Here is a 26,547-nt window from a genome sequence, read left to right as displayed (position 1 = left end):
AATGCCACGCGGCCTCCCCATCCTCGCCGCCGCCGCCGCCGCCGCCGCCGTCGCGCTCGCGCTCGTTCCGGCGGGTGCGGCGCACGCCGACGGCGCCCCCTACACCGGCAAGCAGTACGACTTCGGCGGCACGATCACCCAGATCAGCGGTGACGTGCCGGTCGTCGACGACATCGCCAACAGCATCACCGCCTCGACGGCGGCCACCGTCGACGAGATCGCGGCGCACCGGGCGACCCTGCCCTACGGCGACATCTACCCGGCGCCGGGCACGCCCGACCAGCTGACCACCTATCCGGGGCCGGCCGGGATCCCGGCCTCCGACCAGTACTCGGTCACCGTGGAGCAGGCGGGCGGCCCGGTGCCGTCGTTCGTCTACAAGTCCCTCGCGCGCAAGACCGACACCAACCGGGAGCTGGACACGTCATGGACGTCCTTCTCGTTCTCCGGCGCGGTGACCGTGCGGGTGACCCGGGCGAGGCCGGGCGCGACCGGCTGTCTGGTCCGCCCCTACTCGGCGGCCGTCGTGACCGGCTTCAGCGGCAGCACCTGCACGTTCACCCTCGCCCGGCCGGGCAACCTCTCGGTCGAGTTCGAGCCGGAGATCCACAACCCGGTGCCGCACCCGATGCTGGTCTTCGCCAACCCGCCCGAGGTCGACGTCCCGTCCCCCGGTGACCCGAACGTGCGCTACTTCGGGCCCGGCGTGCACACGATCGGTGCCGGGCAGCCGATCACCTCCGGGCAGACCATCTACGTCGCCGGCGGCGCGTTCGTCTCCGGCGGGTTCATCGCCACCGGGCCGGTCTCGAACGTCACCATCAAGGGCCGCGGCATCATCTCCGGGCTGTTCATGGACACCGGCAGCCAGGAGCTCAACAAGAACCAACCCGGCATGATCGACATCGCCGACCAGGCCTCGTCGAACGTGCTCGTCGAGGGTGTGACCTTTGTCGACGCGCCCCGGTTCAACGTGCGCGCGCTGGCGCGGTACACCACCATCCACAACGTCAAGACGATGTCCTGGTGGTACAGCACCGACGGCATGGTCGGCGGCAACAAGAGCCTGCTGGAGAACAACTTCGTCAAGTCGAACGACGATTCGATCAAGCTGTTCTGGGGGGACACGACCGCCCGCGGCAACACGATCTGGCAGCTGGAGAACGGCGCGCCGTTCATGATCAGCTGGAACATCCACGAGAACAGCCAGACGTTCCACGTCTACGACAACGACGTCATCCACGCCGAGCACTACCAGATCGAGAAGTCCGGGATCTTCCGGTCGCTGCACGCCGGCAGCGGCACCCTCTCCCGGTACCTCTTCGACGACATCCGGATCGAGAACGCCACCTGGCGGCTGTTCTACCTGACCATCGAGAACAACAAATGGTACGACCCGGCCCGCGGTCACGGGGAGATCGACCAGGTCATCTTCCGCAACATCCACGCGTACACGACGTACCAGAAACCGAACGTCGTGCAGGGCTTCGACAGCACGCACAAGATGCGCAACATCAACTTCCAGAACGTGTACGCCAACGGCGTCTGCTTCAACAACGTCCAGGCCGGCAACTTCACCGTCGACCCGGCGACCACCAACGCGGTACGGATCTACCGCAGCACCGACGGGAGCTGCCGCACATGAGACCCAACATCGTCGTCGTCCTCGCCGACGACATGGGCTGGGGTGACCTGGGCTGCTACGGCTCGAAGATCCCCACCCCGCACATCGACGCCCTGGCCGCCCGCGGCGTGCGCGCGACCGACGCCCACTCCGCCTCGGCGGTGTGCACGCCGAGCCGTTACGCACTGATGACCGGCCGCTACGCCTGGCGTGGACCGCTGAAGAACTTCGTGCTGATGGGTCACGGACCCGCGCTGATCGAGCCGACCCGGCCCACCCTCGCGTCGGTGCTGCGCGACGCCGGCTACGCCACCGGCGCGTTCGGGAAGTGGCACCTCGGGCTCGGCTGGCGACACACCGACGGCACGGTCCGGGACGCGTTCGCCCCCGGAGCGCGGCTGCACGACGACGTCGAGACGGACTTCGGCCGGGACATCGACTACACCGCCCCGGTCACCGGTGGCCCGACCGCCCTGGGCTTCGACCGCTTCTTCGGCATCGCCGGGTCGCTGGACATGCCGCCGTACGCGTTCATCGATCAGGACCGCACCCTCGGCGTCCCGGACCGGGAGAAGGGTGAGTACCTCACCGAGCAGCGCCCCGGCCTTCAGGTGCCCGATTTCCGCGAGGACGAGGTCGACGTCCGCTTCGCCGCGGAGGCGGTGCGGTGGATCCGCTCGGTGCCGACCGACCAACCGTTCCTCTGCTTCGTGACGCCCTCGGCGCCGCACCGTCCGGTCGTCCCGCCCGAGGAGGTGCGCGGGCGGTCCGGGCTCGGCGACCGCGCCGACGGGGTCTGCCTGGTCGACGACATCGTGGGGCGGCTGGTCGCGGCCATCGACGAACGTGGCCAGCGCGACAATACCCTGGTGATCGTCACCAGCGACAACGGCGCACCGATGATCTTCACCGACGATGGTGACGTGTCGGTGCACCGGCCCAACGGCGACTGGCGTGGCCAGAAGGGCGACCTGTGGGACGGCGGCCACCGCGAGCCGTTCGTCGCCGCCTGGCCCGGTCGCATCCCGGAGGGCGGGGAGCTGGACGCGCCGGTCTGCCTGACCGACGTGCTGCCGACAGCCGCCGCGGCCGCCGGCGTCACCCTGCCCACCGGCGCCGCCGAGGACGGCATCGACCTCCTCGGCGCGCTCACCGGGGAAGCGCCACCGCCACCGGCCGACCGCCCGATCGTGCACCACAGCCTCGGCGGCCGGTTCGCCCTTCGGGCCGGCCGCTGGAAGGCCGTGTTCGCGCCGGGGTCGGGCGGCGGTTTCTCCGAGCCGTCGATCGACGCGCTGTTCAGCTCCGGGTCCGGCAAGGCACACGAGAACCCGCCGTGGGACGCCGACCACCCGCGCGGCCAGCTCTACGACGTCGCCGACGATCCTTGCGAGACCACCGACCGCTGGGACTCGGAGCCCGAGGTGGTGGCCGCACTCTACGACCAGCTGCGCGGGATCTGCCGCGACGCGACCAGCGGGCTGGCGTTCGACGTACCCCTATCGAAGGTCTGATCGTGTCCCACGCATGCTGTTCCCCTTCCCACCGACCCCACGGCGACGAGGCGCCCGCACCGGTCGTGCCGGTGCGGGGCGTCGACGCGCACCAGGCCGCCCGCGGCACGGTGCTGATCCCGGCCGGCCCGTTCCGGATGGGTGGCGACGACACCGACGCCTTCCCCGACGACGGCGAGGGCCCGGTGCGCGAGGTGTCGGTCGCGGCGTTCCGGATCGATACGAAGGCGGTCACCAACGCGCAGTTCGCCACGTTCGTCAAGGCGACCGGCTACCAGACCGACGCGGAACGGTTCGGCTGGTCCTACGTCTTCCACCTGTTCGTCCGGGGCGAGGCGGCGCACCGGGTGCTCGACGGCCAGGTGCCCGGCGCGCCCTGGTGGCTCCCGGTGGAGGCGGCGTCGTGGCGGGCGCCGGAGGGACCGGGCTCGGACGTGACCAGGCGGGCGAACCACCCGGTGGTGCACGTGTCGTGGAACGACGCGAGCGCCTACGCCGCGTGGGCCGGCAAGCGCCTGCCGACCGAGGCCGAATGGGAGAAGGCCGCACGCGGCGGCCTCGACCAGGCCCGCTTCCCCTGGGGCGACGATTTCACCCCACGCGGCCAGCACCGCTGCAACACCTGGCAGGGCGACTTCCCGAGACGGAACACCGGCGACGACGGCCACCTCGGCACCGCACCGGTGAACGCGTTCCGCCCCAACGGTCACGGCCTCTACAACACCAGCGGGAACGTCTGGGAGTGGTGCGCCGACTGGTTCAGCAGCGACTGGCACGCCGAGCCCTCGCCGGCGACCCGCATCGACCCGGCGGGCCCGCCAACCGGGACGACACGGGTCATGCGCGGCGGCTCGTACCTGTGTCACGAGTCCTACTGCAACCGTTACCGGGTCTCGGCCAGGACCTCCTCCACGCCGGACAGCACCACCGGTCACGCCGGCTTCCGGTGCGCCGTCGATGCCTGAGCCGGTCTGGATGCGGGAGGGCACCGAGCCGGACTACCGTTTCTCCCTCGCCAACGAACGCACCTTCCTCGCCTGGATCCGCACCGCGCTGGCCCTGCTGGCCAGCGCGGTCGCGGTGATCCAGTTCCTGCCGGCGTCGGCGCTGGCCGGCACCCGCAGCGGCCTCGCCGCGGTGCTCGCCGTCGCCGGTACGCTGCTCCCGGTCGCCGCCTACCGCCGGTGGGCCCGCACCCAACGCGCGATGCGCCTCGGTCAGGGCATCCCGTTCACCCCGCTGCTGGTCCTGGTCGCCGCCGCGCTGGGCGTGCTCGGCGCCGGCGTGCTCGTCGTCGCCGTCCTGCCGTGAGAGATCCCGGCCTGCAGCGGGAACGGACGGCGCTCGCGTGGACGCGTACCGCCGCGGTCGCTTTCGTCAGCGCCCTGCTGCTGGTCCGTCTCGGCCTGCACAGTCGCTCCGGGTCGCTGTTCGTGGCCGCCGTGCCGGCCGCGGCGCTGTCGGCGGTCCTCGCGCTGCGTCGCGACTGTCTGCTCGCCGTCGCCGGTCTCGCGACCGCCACCGGCGCCCTGACCCTGGTGGGCCTCCTGCTCGCGACCTAGCGAACCCGGGGTGGCCGAACGGTGCACGGTTGCTGCCGTGCCGGGGAGAGGCGCCGGGTAGCTTTCTGGCATGAGTGAGGACACCTTCCGCTCGGTGGAGATCGAGCGCACCAGCATGGGCCAGTACGTCGTGCGGAACGCCCGCGGCGGATCGATGTCGATGGGCACGGGGGAGGACGGCAGCTTCACGCCGGTGGAACTGCTGCTGGCCGCCATCGGCGGCTGCACCGCGGTGGACGTGGACCTCATCACCAGCCGCCGTGCCGAGCCCACCCGGTTCGCCGTCGAGGTCACGGGCGACAAGATCCGGGACGAGGCCGGGGGAAACCGGATGCGGAACCTCAAGGTCGAGTTCACGGTGACGTTCCCGGCGGGCGACGACGGCGACCGGGCGCGTGAGGCGCTGCCCCGATCACTGCAGCAGTCGCACGACCGGCTCTGCACCGTCTCCCGCACGGTAGAGAGTGGGACGCCGATCTCGATCGTCGAGGCCGGGAGTTCTCGCGAGGACTGAGGCCTCAATCCGGGCGGGCGGCGAGGCCGCCCGCCCGGATGCCGGACTCCGACGGCTCAGCGGTGCCGGCGGATGCGGTCCCAGGTGCCGGGGGGTTCGAGCCGTACGCCCGACTGGAGCGGGGTCGTGACGGGCTTGCCGCCGCCGGCCACGGCGCTGACCCGGCCGTGTGCGGATCCGGCGGGCAGGTCGGCCGGCACGGTCGGGATCTCGGTGGCCAGCTTGACCCGGAGGCCGGGCCAGCCGACCACGGAGAGGTCCTTCGCGGCGGTCAGCGTGGTCTCGGCGCCGAACGGCCCGCGGACCGTGGCGACCGCGTCGCCGGCCCGGATGGCCGGGTGCAGCTTGATCGCGGCGTTGACGCTGCGGATCAGCGAGCGGGTCACCCGGAAGACACGCTCCAACTGCACCGGGGTGTCGGCGCCGGGTTGCCCGAGGACGGCGCCGACAACGGTGATCTTCCGGCCGCCCACGCTGACGACGAACGCGAAGGACAGGCACCCGCCGGCCTCGTCGGTGGACCCGGTCTTGATCCCCACGACGCCGTCCCGGCCCACGAGCGAGTTGTAGTTCCGCACCTCGCCGGCGACCGGCAGGGTGGCCTTCTTCTGGGCCACGATCTCCGCGAACGCGGGCAGCGCCATCGCCTTGCGGGCGACGATCACCTGGTCGGCGGCGGTGCTGACGGTCTCCGGACTGAGCCCGGACGGATCGGTGTAGCGGGTGTTCTCCATGCCGAGCTCGGCGGCTGTGTCGTTCATCTTGTCGACGAACGCGTCGATGCTGCCGGCGTCCCAGGCGGCGAGGATCCGCGCCATGTTGTTCGCCGACGGCAGCAGCACCGCCTGGAGGGCCTGGCGCTCGGTGTAGACGGCTCCCGCGGCGACCCGGACGAGGGACTCGCCGCGCGCGAGCTCGCTCGGGTAGGCGGCCGCCTGCGCCGCGCTGACCGTGAGTTTCGGCCCGTGCTCGCCCCGGTCGAGGGGATGCTCGGTCAGGATGACGTAGGCCGTCATCACCTTGGCCACGCTGCCGATGGGCAGCGGCTCGTCGCCGCCCGAGGTGCCCAGGGACCCGACGCCCTCCACGAAGAGGGCGGCCTGTCCGGACTGGGGCCACGGCACCGTGGGCGCCTTGCCGGGGATGACCGTCGACGCGGCCAGCGTGCGCGTGACGGTCGGCGCGGGCAGCGGGTGGCGCAGCGGTTCGACCGCCGCCAGCGCGACGGCGGCCAGGAGCAGGGTCGTCAGGATGCTCACCAGTACCGGGAGTCGCCGCCGCCGGCGGGGCGGCGGCGGGACCGCTGGGATCACCTGGGTCGTCGCAGAGTCGAGCATGCTGATGTGTCTCCCCCGTGTGGTGCTGCGCGCGGCTCGGCGGCCGCCGGCGTGCTGATCTCGGTATCACCACGGCCGTCACCGGGTCAAGTCGCCGGCAGCGCCTGATCGGCGCGCTGTCACCGCCGCCGCGGCGCGACGAGCCCCGACTCGTACGCCCACACGACCAGCTGGGCGCGGTCGCGGCAGTGCAGCTTGGTCATCGCCCGATTGACGTGGGTCTTGGCGGTCAACGGGCTGATCACCATGCCCTCGGCGATCTCGTCGTTACTCAGCCCTCGGGCGACGAGCGCGACGACCTCCTGCTCCCGGGCGGTCAGCACGTCGCGTCCGGCCGCCGGGTCGGCCGGACGGGGACCGGCCACGAACTCGCTGATCAGCGAACGCGTGACCGCCGGGGCGAGCAGCGCGTCTCCGCGGGCCACGACGCCGACGGCCTGCAGCAGGTCGGCGGGGTCGGCGTCCTTGAGCAGGAACCCGCTGGCGCCCGCGCGCAGGGCGGCGAAGACGTAGGAGTCGAGCCCGTAGTTGGTGAGGATGAGGACGCGGACCGCGGTGAGGTCGGGGTCGGCGGCGAGGCGCCGGGTGGCTTCGATGCCGTCGAGCCCCGGCATCTGCACGTCCATCAACACGACGTCGGGCCGCAGGCGCCGGGCCAGGTGGACGGCCGAAGCGCCGTCGGCGGCCTCGCCGACGACCTCCAGACCCTCCTCGGCGTCGAGCAGCGCCCGGAAGCCGGCGCGCATCAGGGCCTGGTCGTCGGCGAGCAGGACCCGGATCGTGCCCTCACGATCCGTGCCGGACCGGGCCGATGGCACCGCGCGGGGGCGCTCGGTCATGCCGGCTGCCCGCTCCGGTCGGAGCCGCCACGATCCGTGGCGGACCGGGCCGGCGGGACCGGTCCGCCCAGCGGGAAGGTGGCCCGTACCGCGAACCCGCCGCCGTCGCGGGCGGCGGCTTGCAGCGTGCCGCCCAGCCCGGTGACCCGCTCCCGCATGCCGCTCAGGCCCACCCCCGGTGTCACCGGCCGGACCGGCGACGCCTGACCGTCGTCGGTCACCGAGACGGTCAGCTGCGCCGGGGCGTACTCGACGTGGATCTCGGCGCTGGCCGGGCCGGCGTGGCGGGCCACGTTGGTCAGGGCCTCCTGGACGACGCGATACCCCGCCTGGTCGACCTCGGCGGGCAGTTCCCCGGGCTGGCCGGTGACGGTCAACCGCACCGGTACGCCGGCCGCGCGGGTCCGCTGGGCGAGCTCGCCCACCCGGGCCAGCCCGACGGGGTCCCCGTCCGACGGTGCGCGCAGGACGTCCAGTGTCGCCCGCAGTTCCCGCATCGCGGCGCTGCTGGCCTCCTGGATCGCCAGCAGGGTGGCCGACGGTTCCTCGCCGTGCTTGCGGGCCAGGTGCACGGCGATCCCGGCCTGCACCTTGATCACGGAGATGTTGTGGGTCAGCGTGTCGTGCAGATCGCGGGCGATGCGCAGGCGCTCCTCCCCGGCGCGGCGCAACGCCATCTCCTCGCGGGTGCGTTCCGCCTCGACGGCCCGCTGCTCGACCTGTTCCAGGTACGCCCGGCGTTGCCGTGCGACGAGCCCGGCGACGTTGGCCGCGACGAACCAGCCCAGCAGCAGGGCGGTCCGCTCGGCGATGAGCTGGCCGGGCCGGCCGGCGGGCGCGACCGAGACGTCGCGGGCCAGGAAGCCGCCGAGGAAGACGAGGCTGGCCAGGGCGGCGACCGACCGGTTCCCCCGCCAGGCGGCGACGTAGACGACGCCGAGGACGGGGAACGCCGCGGACACCCCGGAATGGACCCGGACGTGGAGGGCCAGCATGCTGGCGGTCACCAGGCTCACCGCCACCACGGGGTGCCGCCGGCACACCGCCAGGGCCGCCGCCATGACCAGGACCAGGGCGACGTCGGCCACCCCCACCGTCGCGGCGTCCGGCGCGAGCGCGGCGTTGCCGAGCAGGAGGGCACCGAGGGCGAGGCCGCTGAGGGCGTAAGGCAGGTCGCGGCGCATGGTCGAACTGTAGAACGGCGGTCCGCGGGGGAGCATCCCGCTTCCGTGGTAGGCGGGGCGTACCGCGGACGTGGTATCGGCGGCCGGGCAAGTGCCTGCGGCGGCACGACGCTTTCCCGGGCCGCCGGGACAAGCATCGAACGCATGACATACCGCTTCTTCACCCCCGAGAAGGCGTCGGCCGCGACGGGTCTCACCGCGGAGGTCTACCGCCAGCTGCGGGACGAGTTCCTCGGGCCGGTGCCCACCTTCCAGGCGCTGTCGGTCGTGCCGGAGCTGCTGGCCGCGACCTGGGCGCTGATGCGCGAGGCCCTGCTCGCCGGCGACGCGTCCCGGGTCGACCGTGAGCTGGTGGCGTCGGCGGTGTCCCGGGCGAACCGCTGCCGGTTCTGCGTGGACGCACACGTGATGCTGCTGCACGCGCTGGGCGAGCACACGCTGGCCGAGGTCATCGCCCGGGGCGGGACGCCGCCGGAGCCCGGCCACGCCGCGCTCGCCCGCTGGGCCGAGGCCAGCCGCAACCCGGCGGCGGCCGACTGGACCGGCCGGTACGGCCCGGAGCTCACCGGCACCCTGCTCGCCTTCCACTTCATCAACCGGGTCGTGTCGGCGCTGCTCGATCCGGATCTGCTGCCCGGCGGACTGCAGCGGTCCCCCGTGGTGCGCTCGGTGGGTGGCCGGCTCTACGCCCGGACGGCCCGCGCGGGGCGGGAGCCCGGCCGGGGGCTCCCGCTCGTCGACGCCGGCTCGGCGGCGCCACCGGCCTGGGCCGGGGACAGCCCGGTCGGCGTGGCGTACGCGTCGCTGCGGAACGCCGCCCTGCGCGGTGGGGAGCTGCTGGGGGACGTGGCCCGCCAGACCGTCGCGGCGACCGTGCGCTGGGAGGACGGACGGTTCCCGGACCGGCCCGCCGACTGGGCCGTCGACCTGGTCCGGGACGTGCCCGGGGCGGACCGTGTCGGGACGCGGATCGCGCTGCTCGCGGCGTTCGCGCCCAGCGCGATCAGCGTGGGCGACGTCGCCCTCTGGCGGCTGTCGCATCCGGGCGACGCCGACCTCGTGCGGCTGGTCGCGTACGGCGCGATCACCGCCACCGATCACGTCGCCCGGGCACTGACCTCGGCTCGTCTCTAGGGGAGATCACCATGCGCAAGGCCTTCGTCATCACCAGCAGCCTGTTGCTCGCCGCGTTCGCCCTGCAGTTCGTGTTCGCCGCCGTGGGCGCGTTCACGAAACCCGGGGGAGAGGGCGCCTACGCGCTGCACAGCGCCACCGGGATGGCGGTCATCCCGGTGCTCAACCTGCTCACCATCCTGTTCGCCGCGCTGGCGCGGGCGCCGGGCCGGCTCATCGGACTGACGGTCCTGCCGCTCGGCCTCGTCATCCTGCAGGCGCTCATCGCCGGGCTGGCCAACGGAATGACCGACGCCGGGGGCGTCAGCACGCCGTTCGGCCTGACCGTCGCCGGGCTGCACGCCGTCAACGGGATCGTCGCGGTGCACGTCGTGGTCAACGTGGTCCGGGCGGCGCGGAGGCTGGGCCGTCCGGCGCCGGTCGACGTCGCCCCGGTGGCCGTGCGGGAAGGAGAGCCGGCATGACCGTCGGTTCGCTGCTCGCGGCCGACCTCGTGATCGCGGTCCTCGCGGCCGCCGGGTGGCTGGGCGGCGGCGCCGCGTCGGCCGCCCGGCGCCGCCCGCTCGCCCTCGGCCTGGCGGCCCTCGCGCTGCTCGCCACGCTCGCCCGCGCCGTCACGATCACCGCGCTCGCCCGCGCCGGCTGGTGGTTCGCGGCCGAGAAGGTCCTCATCGCCGCGCCGCTGTCGCTCGCGGCCGTGGTCGTCGCCGGGCCGCGGCTGCTGCGGGCCCCGGGCGACATCCGCGCCGTCGCGGTCCCGCTCCTGTTCGCCGGGTACGCCGACAGCGCCGCTCTGCTCGTGACGGTCCTGCACGGCTATCCGGCGTCGGCGGGCGCGGGGCTGCTCGCGGTCGCCGGGGTGGTCACGGCGACCGCGGTCTCGTGGCGCTTCCTCGGTGCGCCCCCGTCCCGGACGGTCTCCCGGGTGGCTCTCGTGGTGGCGATCGCGGCGCTGCTGACCGGGACGGGGCTGGCCGTCGCCCCGGCCGCCGCTCCCGCCGTACCCCATGACCACGGACCGGGGGAGGCGCGGAGCGTGGGGGAGCCGACCAGGCGGTTCACCCTGACGGCCGGGACGGCGACGGTGCGCGTGAGCGGCCGTGACGTCGCGGCGTGGGCGTTCGACGGGCAGGTTCCCGGGCCGGAGCTGACCGCCGCCGTCGGCGACGTCCTGGAGGTGACGCTGCGGAACCGGGACATCGCGCGCGGCGTCACGCTGCACTGGCACGGGTACGACGTGCCGAACAGCCAGGACGGGGTGCCCGGCATCACGCAGGCGGCGGTGCTGCCGGGACAGGAGTTCGTCTACCGGTTCCGCGCCGACCAGGCCGGGACCTACTGGTACCACACGCACGCGGTGTCCGACCTCGGCGTGCGGATGGGGCTCTACGGCGTCCTCGTGGTGCGCCCGGCGCCGGTGACCGGCGTCGACGTCACGGTGCCGGTGCACACCCTCTCCGGCCGTCCGCTGCCGGAGCCGAGAACCGAGCCGGTCGGGGCGGGAACGCCCGTGCGGCTACGGTTGATCAACACCGACAGCACGACCCACCGGTACGCCCTGGCCGGCACACCGTTCCGGGTCGCCGCGATCGACGGCGCCGACCTGCGGGGCCCGGCGTCTATCGTGGACACCGCCGTGCTCATCCCGGCCGGGGGACGCTACGACCTGGTGTTCGCCGCGCCCGCCACGCCGGTGGCGCTGTTCGTCGACGGCCGGGCCGTCTACTCGACCGGACCGGTGTCGACGGCGACCGGTGGGTGGCCGGTGCTGGATCCGCTCGGCTACGGCGCGCGCGCCCCGGTGCCGTGGTCCCGCTTCGACCGGACGTTCACCCTCGTGCTCGACCGCGGTCTCGACCTGCACGGGCTGCTCCCGCGCTACGCCCACACCGTGAACGGCGCGGCCGACCCGGATATCCCGCCCCAGGTCGTCCGCTTCGGCGACACCGTCGAGTTCACCATCGTGAACCGGTCCCAGAGCGTGCACCCGTGGCACCTGCACGGCCATCACGTCCTGGTGCTGTCCCGCGACGGCCGGCCGGCGACCGGAAGCCCGTTGTGGCTGGACTCCTTCGACGTACGCCCCGGCGAGGTCTGGCGGGTGGCGTTCCGCGCCGACAACCCCGGCATGTGGGCCAACCACTGCCACAACCTGGCGCACGCCGACGCCGGGATGACCCTGCACCTGATGTACTCGTGATCCTCCGCCGCGCGGCCGGTCACGTCCTCCATCCCCGGACGAGGTCCGGCCCGGGCCGCCCGGTCCCGGCGGGGCGCGTCTGCGCCTCGCCGGGACGGCGTGCGCCGGGGCGTACACTGACGCTGGTTTCGCGACGGGTGGGCCCGGTGCCGTGCCGGGGCTGCCGGGGCGTGGCGGTCAAAGGCCCGTGGGGAAGGGTGAGTGCCGTGCGTGGTCCCGCGATGACGGATGTGGCCCGGCTCGCGGGGGTTTCCCACCAGACCGTGTCCCGGGTGCTGAACGGGCACCCGAACGTGCGCGAGCAGACGCGCCTGCGGGTGCAGGCGGCGATCGTGGAGTTGGGCTACCGGCCCAACCGCGCGGCTCGCGCCCTGGTGACCGGCCGGTCCCAGGTGATCGGGGTGGTCGCCCAGAACACCACGTTGTACGGCCCGGCGTCGCTGCTGGCGGCGCTGGAGCAGACCGCCGCCGAGGAGGGCTTCGCGGTCACCGTGGGCAGTGTGCGGAACCTCGACCAGGTCTCCATCTCGGAGGCCGTGGAGCGGCACCTGGCGCACCGGGTGGCGGGGATCGTGGTGATCGCGCCGGTGGAGTCGGCCGGGGAGGCGCTGGAACACCTGCCCAAGGACGTGCCGCTGGTGACCGTCGACGGTGATCCGCGCCGGCCGGTGCCGCTGGTGACGGTGGACCAGGTGGCCGGTGCGCGGGCGGCGACGCAGCACCTGCTGGACGCGGGCCACCGGACGGTCTGGCACGTCTCGGGGCCGGCCGACTGGTTCGACAGCGCCGGGCGCATCGAGGGGTGGCGGGACGCACTGCGGGCGGCCGGCGCCGAGGTGCCGCCGCTGGTGCCGGGGGACTGGTCGGCGGCGTCGGGCTACCGGTGCGGGCAGATGCTGGCGCGGATGCCCGAGGTGACCGCCATCTTCACCGCCAACGACCACCTGGCACTGGGCGTGCTGCGGGCGCTGCACGAGCACGGCCGCCGGGTGCCGGACGAGATCAGCGTGGTGGGCTTCGACGACGTGCCGGAGGCGGCGTACTTCATCCCGCCGCTGACCACCGTGCGGCCGGACTTCGACGCGGTGGCGCGGGCCAGTCTGGACCTGTTGCTGGCGCAGATCGAGTCCGGTGCGGTGGGTGAGTTGCGGCAGACCATCGCACCGACCCTGATCTCCCGGCAGAGCGTCGCCCGCCCACCGGCCTGACCGGTCGCGGTGCGTCCGCGAGGGCGCGCCTGTGACCGTTAACAGCGCCTGACTCCGGCGGCGGACGACCGCCCGGTCCGTGGTGTTCGCCGCGGATGGCCCTCGCGCTCGTCGACCCGCGCTGCCCGCGCTCGCCGCACGTCTCCACAGTGGCTCCGGCGGTTACCGGACTGTTGCATGGACATCTTGACCGACCCTGATGTGAGCGTTAACAATGTGGGCCACGGCACAGGTAGGTGGAGGTGGTCGGGGTGGCCGGACCGGGGGACCGGTACGTCGTCGGGGTCGACTTCGGAACGCTGTCGGGCAGGGCACTGGTGGTCCGGGTCGAGGACGGCGCGGAGCTCGGCACCGCGGTCCACGAGTACCGGCACGGGGTGATCGAGTCGACGCTCCCGGACGGGACGCCGCTTCCGCCGGACTGGGCGTTGCAGGACCCGGAGGACTACCGGGACGTGCTGCGGCACGCGGTGCCGGCCGCCGTGGCCGCTGCGGGGATCGACCCGGCCCGCGTGATCGGGATCGCCACGGACTTCACCGCCTGCACGGTCCTGCCCGCACTGGCCGACGGCACCCCGCTCTGCGAGGTGCCCGAGCTGCGCAGCCGGCCGCACGCGTGGGTGAAGCTGTGGAAGCACCACGCGGCGCAGCCGCACGCCGACCGGATCAACGCACTCGCGCACGAGCGGCGCGAGCCCTGGCTCCACCGCTACGGCGGGAAGATCTCCGCCGAGTGGCAGTTCGCCAAGGGCCTGCAGATCCTCGACGAGGACCCGGAAATCTACGGTCGGGCCGCGCGGTTCGTCGAGGCGGCCGACTGGATCGTCTGGCAGCTCTGCGGCGTGGAGACCCGCAACATCTGCACGGCCGGCTACAAGGGCATCCGCCAGGACGGGCACTACCCGTCCCGAGACTTCCTGGCGGCGCTCGACCCGGGGTTCGCCGACTTCGTCGCCAAGCTGGACGGGCCGCTGCTTCCGCTCGGCGCCCGGGCCGGCGTCCTCACCGCCGAGGCCGCCGCCTGGACCGGACTGCCCGAGGGCATCGCGGTCGCGGCCGGCAACGTCGACGCCCACGTCACGGCCGCCGCCGCCCGGGCGCTGGCACCCGGCCACCTGGTCGCCATCATGGGCACCTCGACCTGTCACGTGGTCAACGGCACCGAGCTGGCCGAGGTGCCGGGCATGTGCGGCGTCGTCGAGGGTGGACTCAGCCCCGGCGCCTGGGGCTACGAGGCCGGTCAGAGCGGCGTGGGCGACATCTTCGGCTGGTTCGTCGACCACGCGGCGCCGGCGGGTGTCGACTCGCACGAGCGGCTCGCCGAGCTGGCCGCGGCGCAGCCGGTCGGCGCCCACGGGCTGGTCGCGCTGGACTGGTGGAACGGCAACCGTTCCCTGCTGGTCAACCACGACCTGAGCGGTCTCATCCTGGGGCTGACCCTGGCCACCCGGCCGGCGGACGTCTACCGGGCGCTGCTGGAGTCGACGGCCTACGGCACCCGCATGATCATCGAGGCGTTCGTCGAGGCGGGGGTGCCGATCCAGGAGCTGGTGGTGGCCGGCGGCCTGACCGCCAACCCGCTGCTCATGCAGATCTACAGCGACGTCACCAACCGGCCGCTGAGCCTCATCGGCTCGGCGCAGGGGCCGGCGCTGGGCTCGGCGATCCACGCGGCGGTCGCCGCCGGCGCCTATGCGGACGTCCACGCCGCCTCGGCGGCGATGGGCCGGGTGGACCGCGACGCCTACCGGCCGGATCCCGAGCGGGCGCGGGCCTACGACGCGCTCTACGCCGAGTACCGGTCGCTGCACGACCACTTCGGACGCGGTGGCAACGACGTCATGTCCCGCCTGCGCGCGATCCGCAACGCCGCCGTCGAACGACCGGTGGCACAGATCGACACGCCGCTGGAGGTGGTCGCGTGAGCGCCGAGATCCGGCGACTGCGGGAGAGCGTCGCCCGGCTGCACGCCGAACTCACCCGCTACCGGCTGGTCGCGTGGACGTCCGGGAACGTCTCGGCCCGGGTGCCCGGCCAGAACCTCATGGTGATCAAGCCGAGCGGCGTCGACTACGACGACCTCGCGCCGGAGAACATGGTCGTGTGCGACCTGGACGGCGTCGTGGTCGAGGGCGACTTCGCGCCGTCGAGCGACACGGCCGCCCACGCCTACGTCTACCGCGCCCTGCCCGAGGTGGGCGGGGTGGTGCACACCCACAGCGGGTACGCGACCGCCTGGGCGGCCCGCGGCGAGTCGATCCCGTGCCACCTCACCGCCCAGGCCGACGAGTTCGGGGGCGAGATCCCGATCGGCCCGTTCGCCCTGATCGGCGGCGACGACATCGGCAAGGGCATCGTGGCGACCCTCGCCGGGCACCGTTCGCCGGCCGTGCTCATGCGCAACCACGGCGTGTTCACCATCGGCCGGGACGCCCGCGCCGCCGTGAAGGCCGCGGTCATGTGTGAAGACATCGCCCGCACGGCGCACCTGGCCCGGGCGCTCGGCCCGCCGCTGCCGATGGCGGCGGCCGACGTCGACGCCCTGCACGACCGCTACCAGAGCGTCTACGGGCAGCGGCCCCCCTCACCGGCCTCCTGACGGCCGCCCCGATCGCGCGGCCGTCCCCGGACCGGCCGCGTCGCACCACCCGGCAGCACCACCACCAGCGCAGGCCGTGCGCCCACGGGCGCGGGGCCTCCCGGAACGGTTACCCCCGAGGAGATTCGCGGTGAAGAGAATGAGGACCCACCCGCCGTCCCGCAAGGTCATCGCGGTGCTCGCCGCCGCGTTGCTCGCCACCGGCGTGGCGGCCTGCGGCAACAGCGACACGGGCGGCAACGGCGGCGACGACGGCACGATCACGCTCGGCTTCTCCCAGGTCGGCGCGGAGAGCGGGTGGCGCACGGCGAACACCACCTCGATCAAGGAGGCCGCGACGGAGGCCGGGATCGAGCTGAAGTTCGACGACGCGCAGCAGAAGCAGGAGAACCAGATCAAGGCCATCCGCAACTTCATCCAGCAGAAGGTCGACGTGATCGCCTTCTCGCCGGTGGTGGAGTCCGGGTGGGACACGGTCCTCAAGGAGGCCAAGGACGCCAAGATCCCGGTCATCCTCACCGACCGGTCGGTCGACTCGGCCGACAAGTCCCTGTACAAGACCTTCCTCGGGTCGGACTTCGTGAAGGAAGGCCGGCTCGCGGGGGAGTGGCTGGTGGAGCAGAAGAAGGCCGCCACCGGCCCGGTCACCATCGTCGAGCTGCAGGGCACGACCGGTTCGGCGCCGGCGAACGACCGGAAGAAGGGCTTCGCCGAGGCGATCGCGGCCAACCCCAACCTCAAGATCGTCGCTTCCCAGTCCGGTGACTTCACCCGGGCCGGCGGGAAGCAGGTGATGGAGCAGTTCCTGAAGGCCAACCCGAAGATCGACGTGCTGTTCGCCCACAACGACGACATGGGCCTGGGCGCGCTCGAGGCGATCACCGCGGCCGGGAAGGTGCCCGGCAAGGACATCACCATCATCACGGTCGACGCGGTCAAGGACGGCATGCAGGCCCTCGCCGACGGCAAGTTCAACTTCATCGCCGAATGCAGCCCGCTGCTCGGTCCCCAGCTGATGGACCTGGTCAAGAAGGTGAAGAACGGCGAGACGGTGCCGGCCCGGATCGAGACCCAGGAGACCACCTTCACGCAGGAGCAGGCGAAGGAAGCACTGCCGAACCGCAAGTACTGACCGGACCACGGGGGATCGGGACCCCCGCATCCGAAGCGGCGGCCGGGCCTCGGGCCCGGCCGCCGCGCCCACACCGCGCACCGTCTCATCGACCAGGAAAGGCCCGGTGGCATGACAGGTAGTCATCCAGTGCTGACCATGACCGGGATCAGCAAGTCCTTCCCGGGGGTACGGGCCCTCGACGGCGTGGACTTCCGCCTCTTCCCCGGCGAGGTGCACGCCCTGATGGGCGAGAACGGCGCCGGCAAGTCGACCCTGATCAAGGTGCTGACCGGCGTCTACAGCACCGACCACGGCACCGTCACCCTCGGCGGGGACGAGGTGTCCTTCACCGGCCCGATGCAGGCCACCGCCGCCGGCGTGAGCACCGTCTACCAGGAGGTCAACCTCTGCACCAACCTCTCGGTGGCGGAGAACATCTTCATCGGCCGGGAACCCCGCCGGCTCGGCGCGGTGCGGTGGGCGGAGATGCGCCGCCGGGCCCGCGCCCTCCTCGCCCGGCTCGACCTCGACATCGACGTCAACGCGCAGCTCGGCAGCTACTCGCTGGCCGTGCAGCAGATGGTGGCGATCGCCCGCGCCATCGACATCGAGGCGCGGGTCCTGGTCCTCGACGAGCCCACCTCCAGCCTCGACGCGGGCGAGGTGGCCCAGCTGTTCCGCGTCATGCGGCAGCTGCGCGACGACGGCCTCGCGATCCTGTTCGTCACCCACTTCCTGGACCAGGTCTACGAGATCGCGGACCGGATCACCGTGCTGCGCAACGGCCAGCTCGTCGGCGAGTACCCGACGAGCCAGCTTCCCCAGCTCGGCCTCGTGGAGAAGATGATCGGCAAGGAACTGCAGGTGCTGGAACGACTGGACGAGCAGTCCCGGCACGACGCCGCACCGGCCGAGGGCGCACCGCTGCTGGAGGTGCGCGAGCTGGGACGCCGCTCGGCGGTCGCGCGTTTCGACCTCACCATCCACGAGGGGGAGGTGGTCGGCCTCGCCGGTCTGCTCGGCTCGGGCCGTACCGAGGTCGCCCGGCTGCTGTTCGGCGCCGACCGCGCCGACCACGGCACCGTCCGGGTGCACGGCACACCCGCGTCGCTGCGGACCCCGGTGGCCGCCATCGGCCAGGGCATCGGTTTCTGTTCGGAGAACCGGCGGGCCGAGGGCATCGTCGCCGAGCTGTCCGTGCGGGAGAACATCATCCTGGCCCTGCAGGCCGCCCGGGGCTGGCTCCGGCCCGTTCCCCGCCGCCGGCAGGACGACCTGGTCGAACGGTACGTGCGGGCCCTGAGCATCCGGCCGGCGGACCCCGACATCCCGGTGGGCAACCTCTCCGGCGGCAACCAGCAGAAGGTCCTGCTCGCGCGCTGGCTCATCACGGAGCCGCGCCTGCTGATCCTCGACGAGCCGACCCGGGGCATCGACATCGGCGCCAAGACCGAGATCCAGCGGCTGGTCGCCCAGCTCTCCGACGGCGGCATGGCGGTGCTGTTCGTCTCCGCCGAGCTGGAGGAGGTGCTCCGGCTCAGCCACACCATCGCCGTGATGCGCGACCGGGAGATGGTCGCGCTCCTCGCCAACGACCAGAGCGTCGACGCCGACCGGATCATGCAGACCATCGCGGCCGGCGCCGGGCACGAGGGGGTGCCGTCATGAGCAACCGAACGGCCGGTTACCGCGCGCTGACGACACACCGGCTCTTCTGGCCGGTCGTCGTCCTCGTCGGCATGCTGGCCGCCAACACCGTCTACCGCCCCGGCTTCCTGTCGGTGCAGATGCGCGACGGTCACCTGTACGGCAGCCTCATCGACATCCTGCGGCTGAGCGCGCCGCTGATCCTGGTCGCGCTCGGCATGACGCTGGTGATCGCCACCGGCGGCATCGACCTGTCGGTCGGCTCGCTCTGCGCGATCAGCGGCGCCATCGCCTGCCTGCACATCAGCCAGCAGCGCGACCAGAACAGCCTCGGCGGGGTGCTGACGGCTCTGGCCCTCGGGCTGGGGGTGGCCCTCGTGCTCGGCGCCTGGAACGGCGTGCTGGTCGCGGTCATCGGCATCCAGCCGATCATCGCCACCCTCATCCTCATGGTCGCGGGCCGCGGCCTCGCCCAGCTGATCACCGAGGGGCAGATCCTCACCATCAACTCGGACCCGTACAAGGCGATCGGCGTGGGTCACCTGCTGACCCTGCCGCTGGCCATCTTCCTGGCCCTCGCCGCGGCTCTCCTGGTCGCCGCGGTGACCCGGCGGACCGCCCTCGGCCTGATCATCGAGTCGGTCGGGGGCAACGCCCGGGCCAGCCGCCTGGCCGGCATCCGGTCCGCGCGGATCACGTTCCTCGTCTACGTGATCAGCGCGGCCTGCGCCGCGGTGGCCGGCTTCATGATGACGGCCAACGTGTCCAGCGCCGACGGCAACGCGGCGGGCCTCTGGGTCGAGCTGGACGCGATCCTCGCCGTGGTCATCGGCGGCACCTCCCTCGCGGGCGGCCGGTTCTCCCTCGGCGGCACGATCCTCGGCGCCCTGCTCATCCAGACCCTCACCACGACGGTGTACGCCATGAACATCTCGCCCCAGACCTCCCTGCTGTTCAAGGCGGTCGTGGTCATCGCGGTCTGCCTCATCCAGGCGCCCGGCTTCCGCGCCCGCTTCACCCGACGCCGGGCCCCGGCGGCCGGGCCCACCCCCGTCACCGAGCAGCCGAAGGAGCAGGTGCCGGCATGACCACCCTCTCCCTGCTGGCCGCACGCACCCGGTCGCGCCTGCCCCGGCGGCACGTTCCGGTGCTGGCCACCCTCGCCCTGCTGCTGGTTCTGTACGGCGTCGGCGTCTCCCAGTACCGCGCGTTCTCGAACATCCAGGTCGTCTTCAACGTCTTCATCGACAACGGCTTCCTGCTCGTCGTCGCCGTCGGGATGACCTTCGTGATCCTCACCGGCGGAATCGACCTCTCCGTCGGCTCGGTCGTCGCGATGACCGCCATGGTGTCGGCGTTCCTGCTGCGGGAGGGGCTGCCGGCGGCGCTGGTGCTGCTCGTCGCGCTGCTCATCGGGCCGACGCTCGGTTTCCTGATGGGCTGTGTGATCCACTTCTTCGACATCCAGCCGTTCATCGTCACCCTCGCCGGGATGTTCTTCGCCCGCGGCATGTGCACTTTCATCAGCGGCTCGTCCATCCCGATCACCGACGGGTTCTGGACCAGCACGTCCCAGGAACGCATCGGCAACCCCAGCGGCAACTTCGTCTCGATCAGCGTGCTCATCGCCTTCGCGGTGGTCGCCGTCGCCGCGTACGTGCTGGCCTACACCCGGCTGGGCCGCAACGTGTACGCCATCGGCGGCAACTCGCAGTCGGCCCTGCTCATGGGGCTGCCGGTGGGGCGGACCCGGATCGCCGTCTACACGATCAGCGGCCTCTGCGCGGCGATCGGCGGAATCCTGCTGTCCTTCTACACGCTCTCCGGCGCCCCGCTGATCGGCGTCGGCATGGAACTCGACGTCATCGCCGCCGTGGTCATCGGCGGGACGGTGCTGACGGGCGGCTCCGGCTACGTCTTCGGCACCGTGCTCGGCGTGCTGGTCCTCGGGGTCATCCAGACCCTGATCACCTTCGACGGCAGCCTCAACTCGTGGTGGACCAAGATCGTGATCGGCGGCCTGCTCTTCGCGTTCATCCTGCTCCAACGTCTGATCGGAATCCGCTACAAGTGACCGACCAACTCGCGGAAGGCAACCCCATGGAATCGCACGCTGAGCCCGAGATCTGGTTCCTGACCGGCAGCCAGGCCATGTACGGCGAGGACACCCTTCGCCAGGTCGCCGACCAGTCGCGGCAGATCGCGGCGGCGCTCGACGGCTCGCCGCACATCCCCGCCCGGGTCGTCTGGAAACCGGTCCTGACCACCAGCGGCGACATCCTGCGGGTCTGCCGGGAGGCCGCCGCGCACGGGGCCGTCGGCATGATCGCCTGGATGCACACCTTCTCACCGGCGAAGATGTGGATCGCCGGCCTGGACGCGCTGCGGACGCCGCTGCTGCACCTGCACACCCAGGCCAACGTCCTGCTGCCGTGGGACGAGATCGACATGGACTTCATGAACCTCAACCAGGCCGCACACGGCGACCGGGAGTTCGGCTTCATCCAGACCCGCCTCGGTGTGGCCCGCAAGACCGTCGCCGGGCACGTCAGCGACCCCCGCGTGGTGTCCCGGGTGGGCGCCTGGGCGCGGGCGGCGATCGGCTGGTCGGCCATGCGGTCGCTGCGGCTGGCCCGCTTCGGCGACAACATGCGCGACGTGGCGGTGACCGAGGGCGACAAGGTGGAGGCGGAGCTGCGCTTCGGTGTCTCGGTGAACACCTACGGGGTCAACGACCTCGTGCAGGCCGTCGGCGAGGTCACCGACGCGCGGGTGGACGACCTGGTCAAGGAGTACGACGACAGCTACCGGCTGGTGCCGGAGCTGCGCACCGGCGGCGACCGCCACGAGTCCCTGCGCTACGCCGCCCGGCTGGAGCTGGGCCTGCGGGCCTTCCTCGACGCCGGCGGGTTCCGTGCCTTCACCACCAACTTCGAGGACCTCGGCGGGCTGCGCCAGCTGCCCGGCATGGCAGTGCAACGCCTCATGGCCGACGGCTACGGCTTCGGCGGTGAGGGCGACTGGAAGACGTCCGTCCTGGTGCACACCCTCAAGGCGATGGCGGTCGGGGTCGACGGCGGCACGTCGTTCATGGAGGACTACACCTACGACCTCACCCCGGGCCGGGAACTGGTCCTCGGCGCGCACATGCTGGAGGTGTGCCCGAGCATCGCCGCGGGCACCCCGTCCGTCGAGATCCACCCGCTGAGCATCGGCGGGCGGGAGGACCCGGTCCGGCTGGTCTTCGACGCGGCGCCCGGTCCCGCGGTCGTGCTGGGCCTGGCCGACATGGGGGAGCGGTTCCGGCTCGTCGCCAACGAGGTCGACGTGGTGGCGCCGCCACATCCGCTGCGCCGGCTGCCGGTCGCCCGGGCCGTCTGGCGTCCCCGCCCGCACCTGGCCGGGTCCGCCGAGGCGTGGATCACCGCCGGGGCCCCGCACCACACCGTGCTCTCACAGGCGGTCGGGGTGGAGGAGCTGCACGACCTGGCCGAGATGAGCCGCACCGAGCTGGTCGTCATCGATGCCGACACGAACCCGCGCCGCTTCGCCGACGAGATCCGCTGGAATCAGGCGTACTACCGGCTCGCCCGGGGGTTCTGAACCGGTGGGCGGCGGTGACCGCCGGCACCGGTGCGTCCCGGCCGGCGGTCACCGCCGGCCGGGCCCGGTGCGTCCCGGTCACCCGTCAGGCGGGAGAGAACCTCCTCGTGCAGGAGACCGTTGGTCACCACGGCGGTTCCGCGCGTGGCGTCTACGCGACCGTGCACGTCGGTGAAGACGCCGCCGGCCTCCTGGACGATGACCTGACTGGCTGCCAGGTCCCAGACGTGCCCGGTGGGGTCGAGGGCAACGTCCAGCTTTCCCTCCGCGACCGCCATCTGCGCCAGGAAGCCGCCCGACCCGAACGTCCACCGCGCCTCCGACACCAGCTCGACCAGTGGGCCGAGCAGGCCACGGCGATTCCACACCTCCAGTTCCGCGAAGCTCAGGTGCGCCTCGGAGAGCTCATCCACCGCGGACACGCGGATCCCGCGACCATCGGCGAAAGCACCGCCACCGCGGAGAGCCCACCACCTACGCCTCAGCGAGGGAGCACTGACCACCCCGACCACCGGTTGGCCATCCTCGAGGAGCGCGATCAACGTGCCGTAGTACGACAGGCCGCGAGCGAAGTTGTTGGTGTGGTCGATGGGGTCGATGACCCAGCAGCGGCCCGCTCCGACCTGATCGCCGTGCAGTTCCTCGGCTGCGATCGCGTCGTGTGGCCGGCGGTCGGCCAGCACGGCGGCGAGCGTTCGTTCCGTCTCCAGGTCGGCTGCCGTCACCAGGCTGCGGTCGGGCTTGACGGTGACGGCCGAGCCCGCGGCGAAGTGCGCTGCCGTGATCCGGTCGGCCTGGTCGGCGAGTTCCAGTGCCAGGCTGAGGTCCTGCTCGTACGGGTTGACCACGGGTGGAGGCTATCCGCTCGGAGCGGTGGGCGATCAGGCTCGGCGGGTGGCCAGGGTGTGCTCGGCGTACTCCCAGAGCCGGTCGGCGGCGTCGGGGTCCACCGAGTGCTCGGCCACCCCGGTCATCGGGTCCGGGCCGCCGGGGACCACCTCGGACTCCTGGTTGTCCTCGAAGTAGCGGCCGGTGACGCCCTCGACCAGCGGCGACGCGGCCAGCAGCACGGTGGTGGCGGCGCCCTGTGCCGGGGCCTTGTAGTGCTCCGGCACCGTCACGTTGCCCGCCTCGTCGGTGGTCACCCCGAAGGAGCGCAGGGTGTCCTCACCGAGGTGGCGTTGCAGGTTGGTTCTGATGACGCCCGGGGCCAGGGCGTTGGCGGTGATCCCGTCGGCGGCCCAGCGCCGGGCGATGCCGACGGCCAGGAGGACGTCGGCGGTCTTGGACTGGCTGTACGCGGTCCACGGGTCGTACGGGCGCCGGGCGAAATGGGGGTCGTCGAAGTCGACGCCGGCGCGCAGCTGCGCACCCGAGCTGACCACGACGACCCGGGCGGAGCCGGCGGATCGGAGGTTGTCGTGCAGGCCCCGGGCAAGCGCGAAGTGCCCGAGGTAGTTCGTGGCCAGCTGCAGCTCCCAGCCTTCCGGGGTCAGCTCGCGGTGCGGTAGCGCCATGATTCCGGCGTTCGCGATCAAGGCGTGCACCGGCCCGGTCCAGGCCGCGACGAAGGCGTCGACGGAGTCGAGGTCGGCCAGGTCGAGCGCGACGGCCCGAACCGTGCCGGGGCCGGGACCGGGAAATTCGGCGACCAGGTCGTCCGCGCGGGCGGGGTCGCGCGTCGCCACGGTGACCTCCGCGCCGGCGCGGGCCAGGGCGCGGACCGTCTCCAGGCCGATGCCGGAGGCGCCGCCGGTGACGATCATGCGGCGCCCGGTGAGGTCGACGCCGTCGATGACGTCCTGGGCGGTGGCGCGGGCGCTGAATTGGGTGGTCAGGCGTGTGCTCTCTGTCATGACAGCAACGCTACGACCGGTGGGCCTGGACGGCCTATAGTTTGCGGTCCGGGAAAGTTTAGTCAGCGTCCGAGGGGTGTGCGTGGACCCGTTACAGGACGTTCTCTCGCTGATCGGCGCGACGAGTCACCTTTCCGCCGGTATGTCGGCCGGCGGAGCGTTCGCCGTCCGGTTCGAGCCGCCCGCCGGCGTGAAGTTCAACGTCGTACGCCGGGGTGACTGCTGGCTGCGGGTGGACGGGGTGCCGGATCCACTCCGGCTCCTTGCGGGCGACTGTTTCCTGCTGACCCGGCCGGTCGCGTTCACCCTGGCGAGCGACCCGAGTCTGCCGACCGAGCCGGCGGGCCCCCTGTTCACCGCGGCCACCGACGGCGTGGCCCACGCCGGCGACGGCGACGAGGTGTTCCTCATCGGCGGTGCGTTCACCTTCACCGACCGCGCCCAGGCCCTGCTGCTCGACGACCTCCCGCCGGTCATCCGGGTGGCGGCCGGGACGCCGGAGGCCGCGACCGTCCGGCAGGCGGTCGACGAGATCGACGCGGAGCTGCGGCAGGACGCCGCGGGGGCCAGGCTCGTCGCCGAGCACCTGGCCGTCGTCATGCTGGTCCGGATCCTGCGCCTCTACCTCACGCGGGACGCCGGTCACGCCCGCGGCTGGCTCGCCGGCCTGAACGATCCCACCGTGGCGGCCGTGCTACGACGGATGCACGCCCGGCCCGCCCACCCCTGGACCGTCGCCGAGCTGGCCCGCAGCGCGGCGGTGTCCCGCTCCACCCTGGCGGCCCGGTTCAAGCAGGTGGTCGGCCAGGGGCCGCTGGAGTACCTCACCGCGTGGCGCATCGAACTCGCCGCCGACCGCATCCGCCGTGGCGACGGCACCGTCGCCACCATCGCCCGCGACGTCGGGTACGGCTCGGAGAGCGCCTTCAGCGTCGCCTTCAAACGCGCCGTCGGTCTCTCGCCGCGCGCCTATCGCGCCGCCGCGGCACGACCGGGCTAGGAGAGTGGCTCAGTCCACGAGCACGCCGGGGTTCAGGATGCCGTGCGGATCGAGCGCGGCCTTCGCGGCGCGCAGGGCCAGGGCGAACGGTTCCGGACGCTGCCGGTCGTAGCCGGGGCGGTGGTCGCGGCCGACCGCGTGGTGGTGGGTGATGGTGGCGTGATGGCGGTGCAGGACGTCGGTCGCGACCTCCTTGAGGTGGTCCCACACGGCCACCTCGTCGCCGGGCCGGCCCCCGGCCAGCACCGTGAAGTAGGGCGCCGCTCCGTCGGGATAGACGTGGGTGAGGCGGCAGTTGACGGCGGCGGGATGGCCGGTGGCCTCGCGCGCGGCGGCGCCGACCTCGACCCGGACGGCGTCGACCAGAGCGGGGAGCCGGTTCCAGGTGGCGGCCGTCTCGAAGGTCTCGACGACGGCGCCCATCCGGGCGAGGCCGTCGCGCAGGTAGGGCATCCGGAGGAACGCCGAGCGCCAGGCGCCGACCGACTCGTCGCCCCGGCGGCCGGCGCCGGGGGAGGGCGTTCCGCCGTGTGCGCGGGCCAGGTCCAGCGCCTGGGCGAGAGCGGCGTCGACCGGCACGGCGGCCGACTCGAAGCCGAGGACGAGGACGGACGAGCCGTCCCGGGCGGCGCCGGACAGGGCGGCCTCGCCGGCATCGAGCAGGCGGCAGTTGGCCGGGGAGAGGCCGGACTGGGCGATCGCGCGGACCCCGCGCAGCGCGGCGGCGAAGTCGGCGAACCGGACGGACGCGGAAGCCCTGTGCTGGGGGCGGTCCTGCAGGCGCATCCACGCCTCGGTGATGACACCCAGGGTGCCCTCGGAGCCGAGGAACAGCCGGTCGGGAGACGGTCCGGCGCCGGAGGCGGGCACCTGCCACGACGTGCCGGCGCCGGCCGGGGTGACCAGCCGCAGGGACTGCACGAAGTCGTCGATGTGCGTGTGCACGGTGGCGTAGTGACCGCCCGCCCGGGTGGCGAGCCAGCCGCCGAGGGTGGAGAACTCGAAACTCTGCGGGAAGTGCCGCAGCGTCAGGCCGTGCGGCCTGAGTTGGTTCTCCAGCGCCGGGCCGAGGACGCCGGCCTGGATGCGGGCGGCCCGGCTGTCGGTGTCGACCTCCACCACCCGGTCCATCGTGGTGAGGTCGAGGGACACCACCGCCCGGTGCGCGTCGCCGCGGTACTCCACGCCGCCGGTCACCGAGGAGCCCCCGCCGTACGGGATCACCGCCACGCCGCGGTCACCCGCCCAGTCCAGCAGGTCGGCCACGTCCCGGTCGTCCGCCGGCCGGGCGACCAGGTCGGGTATCCGCCCGGGACGGCCGCGCAGCGCGCGGATCACATCCCGGTACGCCTTGCCCATGGCGTGCGCGGCGCGCGCCTCGGGGTCGGCGGTGACCAGGTGCGCGAGGCTGGGCGGCGGTTCGACGGCGGGCCGGGCGATCCGCAGGTCGGCGACCCGAGGGACGGACAGCGGGCGTGGGAGCGTACCGGGGAGGAGGGCTCCCATCGCCGCGCACTCGGCGTCGTCGGGGTGTTCGTCCGCCCAGCCCCAGCCCCACCAGGAGCGGGCGCGGACGGTGGGGCGGGCGGTCGCAGCATCGGCCATGGCCATG

The 26,547-nt window shown here is 72.8% G+C and carries 24 protein-coding genes; 18 read left to right on the top strand and 6 right to left on the bottom strand.

All coding sequences use genetic code 11. The features are described from left to right. Position 1 precedes the first annotated feature (1 nt). From RMN56_RS27745 to RMN56_RS27720, 6 genes are all read left to right on the top strand, one after another. On the top strand, positions 2 to 1,645 hold the full coding sequence (locus tag RMN56_RS27745; RefSeq protein WP_313720605.1) for a glycoside hydrolase family protein: 1,644 nt from the start codon (positions 2 to 4) through the stop codon (positions 1,643 to 1,645). Continuing rightward, positions 1,642 to 3,138 carry a sulfatase family protein gene (locus tag RMN56_RS27740; RefSeq protein ID WP_313720604.1) on the top strand — a complete coding sequence of 499 codons (1,497 nt, stop codon included), beginning with the start codon at positions 1,642 to 1,644 and terminating at the stop codon, positions 3,136 to 3,138. The genes RMN56_RS27745 and RMN56_RS27740 overlap by 4 nt, the downstream gene beginning before the upstream one ends. Positions 3,139 to 3,209: 71 nt before the next feature. Beyond that, entirely contained in the window at positions 3,210 to 4,103 is an 894-nt protein-coding gene (locus RMN56_RS27735) for a formylglycine-generating enzyme family protein (RefSeq protein WP_313720603.1), read from the top strand. Further along, on the top strand, positions 4,096 to 4,449 hold the full coding sequence (locus tag RMN56_RS27730; protein ID WP_313720602.1) for a YidH family protein: 354 nt from the start codon (positions 4,096 to 4,098) through the stop codon (positions 4,447 to 4,449). The genes RMN56_RS27735 and RMN56_RS27730 overlap by 8 nt, the downstream gene beginning before the upstream one ends. Beyond that, the gene (locus RMN56_RS27725; protein WP_313720601.1) at positions 4,446 to 4,700 is read left to right on the top strand and encodes a DUF202 domain-containing protein; all 255 of its coding nucleotides are present in this window, start codon (positions 4,446 to 4,448) and stop codon (positions 4,698 to 4,700) included. The genes RMN56_RS27730 and RMN56_RS27725 overlap by 4 nt, the downstream gene beginning before the upstream one ends. Positions 4,701 to 4,770: 70 nt before the next feature. Next, the gene (locus RMN56_RS27720) at positions 4,771 to 5,214 is read left to right on the top strand and encodes an OsmC family protein (protein ID WP_313720600.1); all 444 of its coding nucleotides are present in this window, start codon (positions 4,771 to 4,773) and stop codon (positions 5,212 to 5,214) included. Between the two features lie 56 nt (positions 5,215 to 5,270). Here the strand turns inward: RMN56_RS27720 and RMN56_RS27715 are convergent, their stop codons facing one another. The 3 genes from RMN56_RS27715 to RMN56_RS27705 all read right to left on the bottom strand — a co-directional run bounded on the left by RMN56_RS27715 (position 5,271) and on the right by RMN56_RS27705 (position 8,574). After that, complete coding sequence (locus tag RMN56_RS27715) at positions 5,271 to 6,473, bottom strand: D-alanyl-D-alanine carboxypeptidase family protein (RefSeq protein ID WP_313720599.1); 1,203 nt, start codon at positions 6,471 to 6,473, stop codon at positions 5,271 to 5,273. Between the two features lie 197 nt (positions 6,474 to 6,670). Further along, positions 6,671 to 7,390 (bottom strand): response regulator, encoded by a 720-nt coding sequence (locus RMN56_RS27710; RefSeq protein WP_313720598.1) that lies wholly within the window; start codon positions 7,388 to 7,390, stop codon positions 6,671 to 6,673. Beyond that, on the bottom strand, positions 7,387 to 8,574 hold the full coding sequence (locus RMN56_RS27705) for a sensor histidine kinase (RefSeq protein WP_313720597.1): 1,188 nt from the start codon (positions 8,572 to 8,574) through the stop codon (positions 7,387 to 7,389). The genes RMN56_RS27710 and RMN56_RS27705 overlap by 4 nt, the downstream gene beginning before the upstream one ends. Before the next feature lie 144 nt (positions 8,575 to 8,718). On the opposite strand from RMN56_RS27705, the gene RMN56_RS27700 reads away from it, so the two are divergent. The 11 genes from RMN56_RS27700 (at position 8,719) to araA (ending at position 22,079) form a co-directional block, all read left to right on the top strand. Beyond that, positions 8,719 to 9,708: a carboxymuconolactone decarboxylase family protein gene (locus RMN56_RS27700; protein ID WP_313720596.1), complete on the top strand. Its 990-nt coding sequence runs from the start codon at positions 8,719 to 8,721 to the stop codon at positions 9,706 to 9,708. 11 nt (positions 9,709 to 9,719) lie between these two features. After that, the gene (locus tag RMN56_RS27695; RefSeq protein ID WP_313720595.1) at positions 9,720 to 10,172 is read left to right on the top strand and encodes a DUF6220 domain-containing protein; all 453 of its coding nucleotides are present in this window, start codon (positions 9,720 to 9,722) and stop codon (positions 10,170 to 10,172) included. Next, positions 10,169 to 11,908 (top strand): multicopper oxidase family protein, encoded by a 1,740-nt coding sequence (locus RMN56_RS27690; RefSeq protein ID WP_313720594.1) that lies wholly within the window; start codon positions 10,169 to 10,171, stop codon positions 11,906 to 11,908. The genes RMN56_RS27695 and RMN56_RS27690 overlap by 4 nt, the downstream gene beginning before the upstream one ends. 221 nt (positions 11,909 to 12,129) lie before the next feature. Further along, positions 12,130 to 13,116, top strand: coding sequence for a LacI family DNA-binding transcriptional regulator (locus tag RMN56_RS27685; protein ID WP_313724879.1), 987 nt, complete (start codon positions 12,130 to 12,132; stop codon positions 13,114 to 13,116). A 242-nt stretch (positions 13,117 to 13,358) separates the two neighbouring features. Beyond that, a complete protein-coding gene (araB, locus tag RMN56_RS27680; RefSeq protein WP_376787240.1) occupies positions 13,359 to 15,041 on the top strand; it encodes a ribulokinase in 1,683 nt (560 codons plus the stop codon). After that, a complete protein-coding gene (locus tag RMN56_RS27675; protein WP_313720592.1) occupies positions 15,038 to 15,715 on the top strand; it encodes an L-ribulose-5-phosphate 4-epimerase in 678 nt (225 codons plus the stop codon). The genes araB and RMN56_RS27675 overlap by 4 nt, the downstream gene beginning before the upstream one ends. Before the next feature lie 139 nt (positions 15,716 to 15,854). Then, the gene (locus tag RMN56_RS27670; RefSeq protein ID WP_313724878.1) at positions 15,855 to 16,847 is read left to right on the top strand and encodes an ABC transporter substrate-binding protein; all 993 of its coding nucleotides are present in this window, start codon (positions 15,855 to 15,857) and stop codon (positions 16,845 to 16,847) included. 111 nt (positions 16,848 to 16,958) lie between these two features. Beyond that, on the top strand, positions 16,959 to 18,497 hold the full coding sequence (locus RMN56_RS27665) for a sugar ABC transporter ATP-binding protein (RefSeq protein ID WP_313720591.1): 1,539 nt from the start codon (positions 16,959 to 16,961) through the stop codon (positions 18,495 to 18,497). After that, a complete protein-coding gene (locus RMN56_RS27660) occupies positions 18,494 to 19,564 on the top strand; it encodes an ABC transporter permease (protein WP_313720590.1) in 1,071 nt (356 codons plus the stop codon). The genes RMN56_RS27665 and RMN56_RS27660 overlap by 4 nt, the downstream gene beginning before the upstream one ends. Then, positions 19,561 to 20,550: a galactofuranose ABC transporter, permease protein YjfF gene (gene yjfF, locus RMN56_RS27655; protein WP_313720589.1), complete on the top strand. Its 990-nt coding sequence runs from the start codon at positions 19,561 to 19,563 to the stop codon at positions 20,548 to 20,550. The genes RMN56_RS27660 and yjfF overlap by 4 nt, the downstream gene beginning before the upstream one ends. A gap of 26 nt (positions 20,551 to 20,576) precedes the next feature. Beyond that, on the top strand, positions 20,577 to 22,079 hold the full coding sequence (araA, locus tag RMN56_RS27650; RefSeq protein WP_313720588.1) for an L-arabinose isomerase: 1,503 nt from the start codon (positions 20,577 to 20,579) through the stop codon (positions 22,077 to 22,079). Here the strand turns inward: araA and RMN56_RS27645 are convergent. Continuing rightward, the gene (locus RMN56_RS27645; RefSeq protein ID WP_313720587.1) at positions 22,055 to 22,927 is read right to left on the bottom strand and encodes an inositol monophosphatase family protein; all 873 of its coding nucleotides are present in this window, start codon (positions 22,925 to 22,927) and stop codon (positions 22,055 to 22,057) included. The two genes, araA and RMN56_RS27645, sit on opposite strands and share 25 nt — an antisense overlap. Positions 22,928 to 22,960: 33 nt before the next feature. Next, a complete protein-coding gene (locus RMN56_RS27640) occupies positions 22,961 to 23,935 on the bottom strand; it encodes an SDR family NAD(P)-dependent oxidoreductase (RefSeq protein WP_313720586.1) in 975 nt (324 codons plus the stop codon). Positions 23,936 to 24,017: 82 nt separating this feature from the next. On the opposite strand from RMN56_RS27640, the gene RMN56_RS27635 reads away from it, so the two are divergent. Next, positions 24,018 to 24,935: an AraC family transcriptional regulator gene (locus RMN56_RS27635; RefSeq protein WP_313720585.1), complete on the top strand. Its 918-nt coding sequence runs from the start codon at positions 24,018 to 24,020 to the stop codon at positions 24,933 to 24,935. Between the two features lie 9 nt (positions 24,936 to 24,944). On the opposite strand, the gene RMN56_RS27630 is transcribed toward RMN56_RS27635, so the two are convergent. Further along, complete coding sequence (locus RMN56_RS27630) at positions 24,945 to 26,540, bottom strand: FAD-binding oxidoreductase (protein WP_313720584.1); 1,596 nt, start codon at positions 26,538 to 26,540, stop codon at positions 24,945 to 24,947. Positions 26,541 to 26,547 lie beyond the last annotated feature (7 nt).

Origin of the sequence: Micromonospora halotolerans (assembly GCF_032108445.1) — a bacterium.
Classification (GTDB): domain Bacteria; phylum Actinomycetota; class Actinomycetes; order Mycobacteriales; family Micromonosporaceae; genus Micromonospora; species Micromonospora halotolerans.
This window is presented reverse-complemented; position numbering and strand designations above follow the sequence as displayed.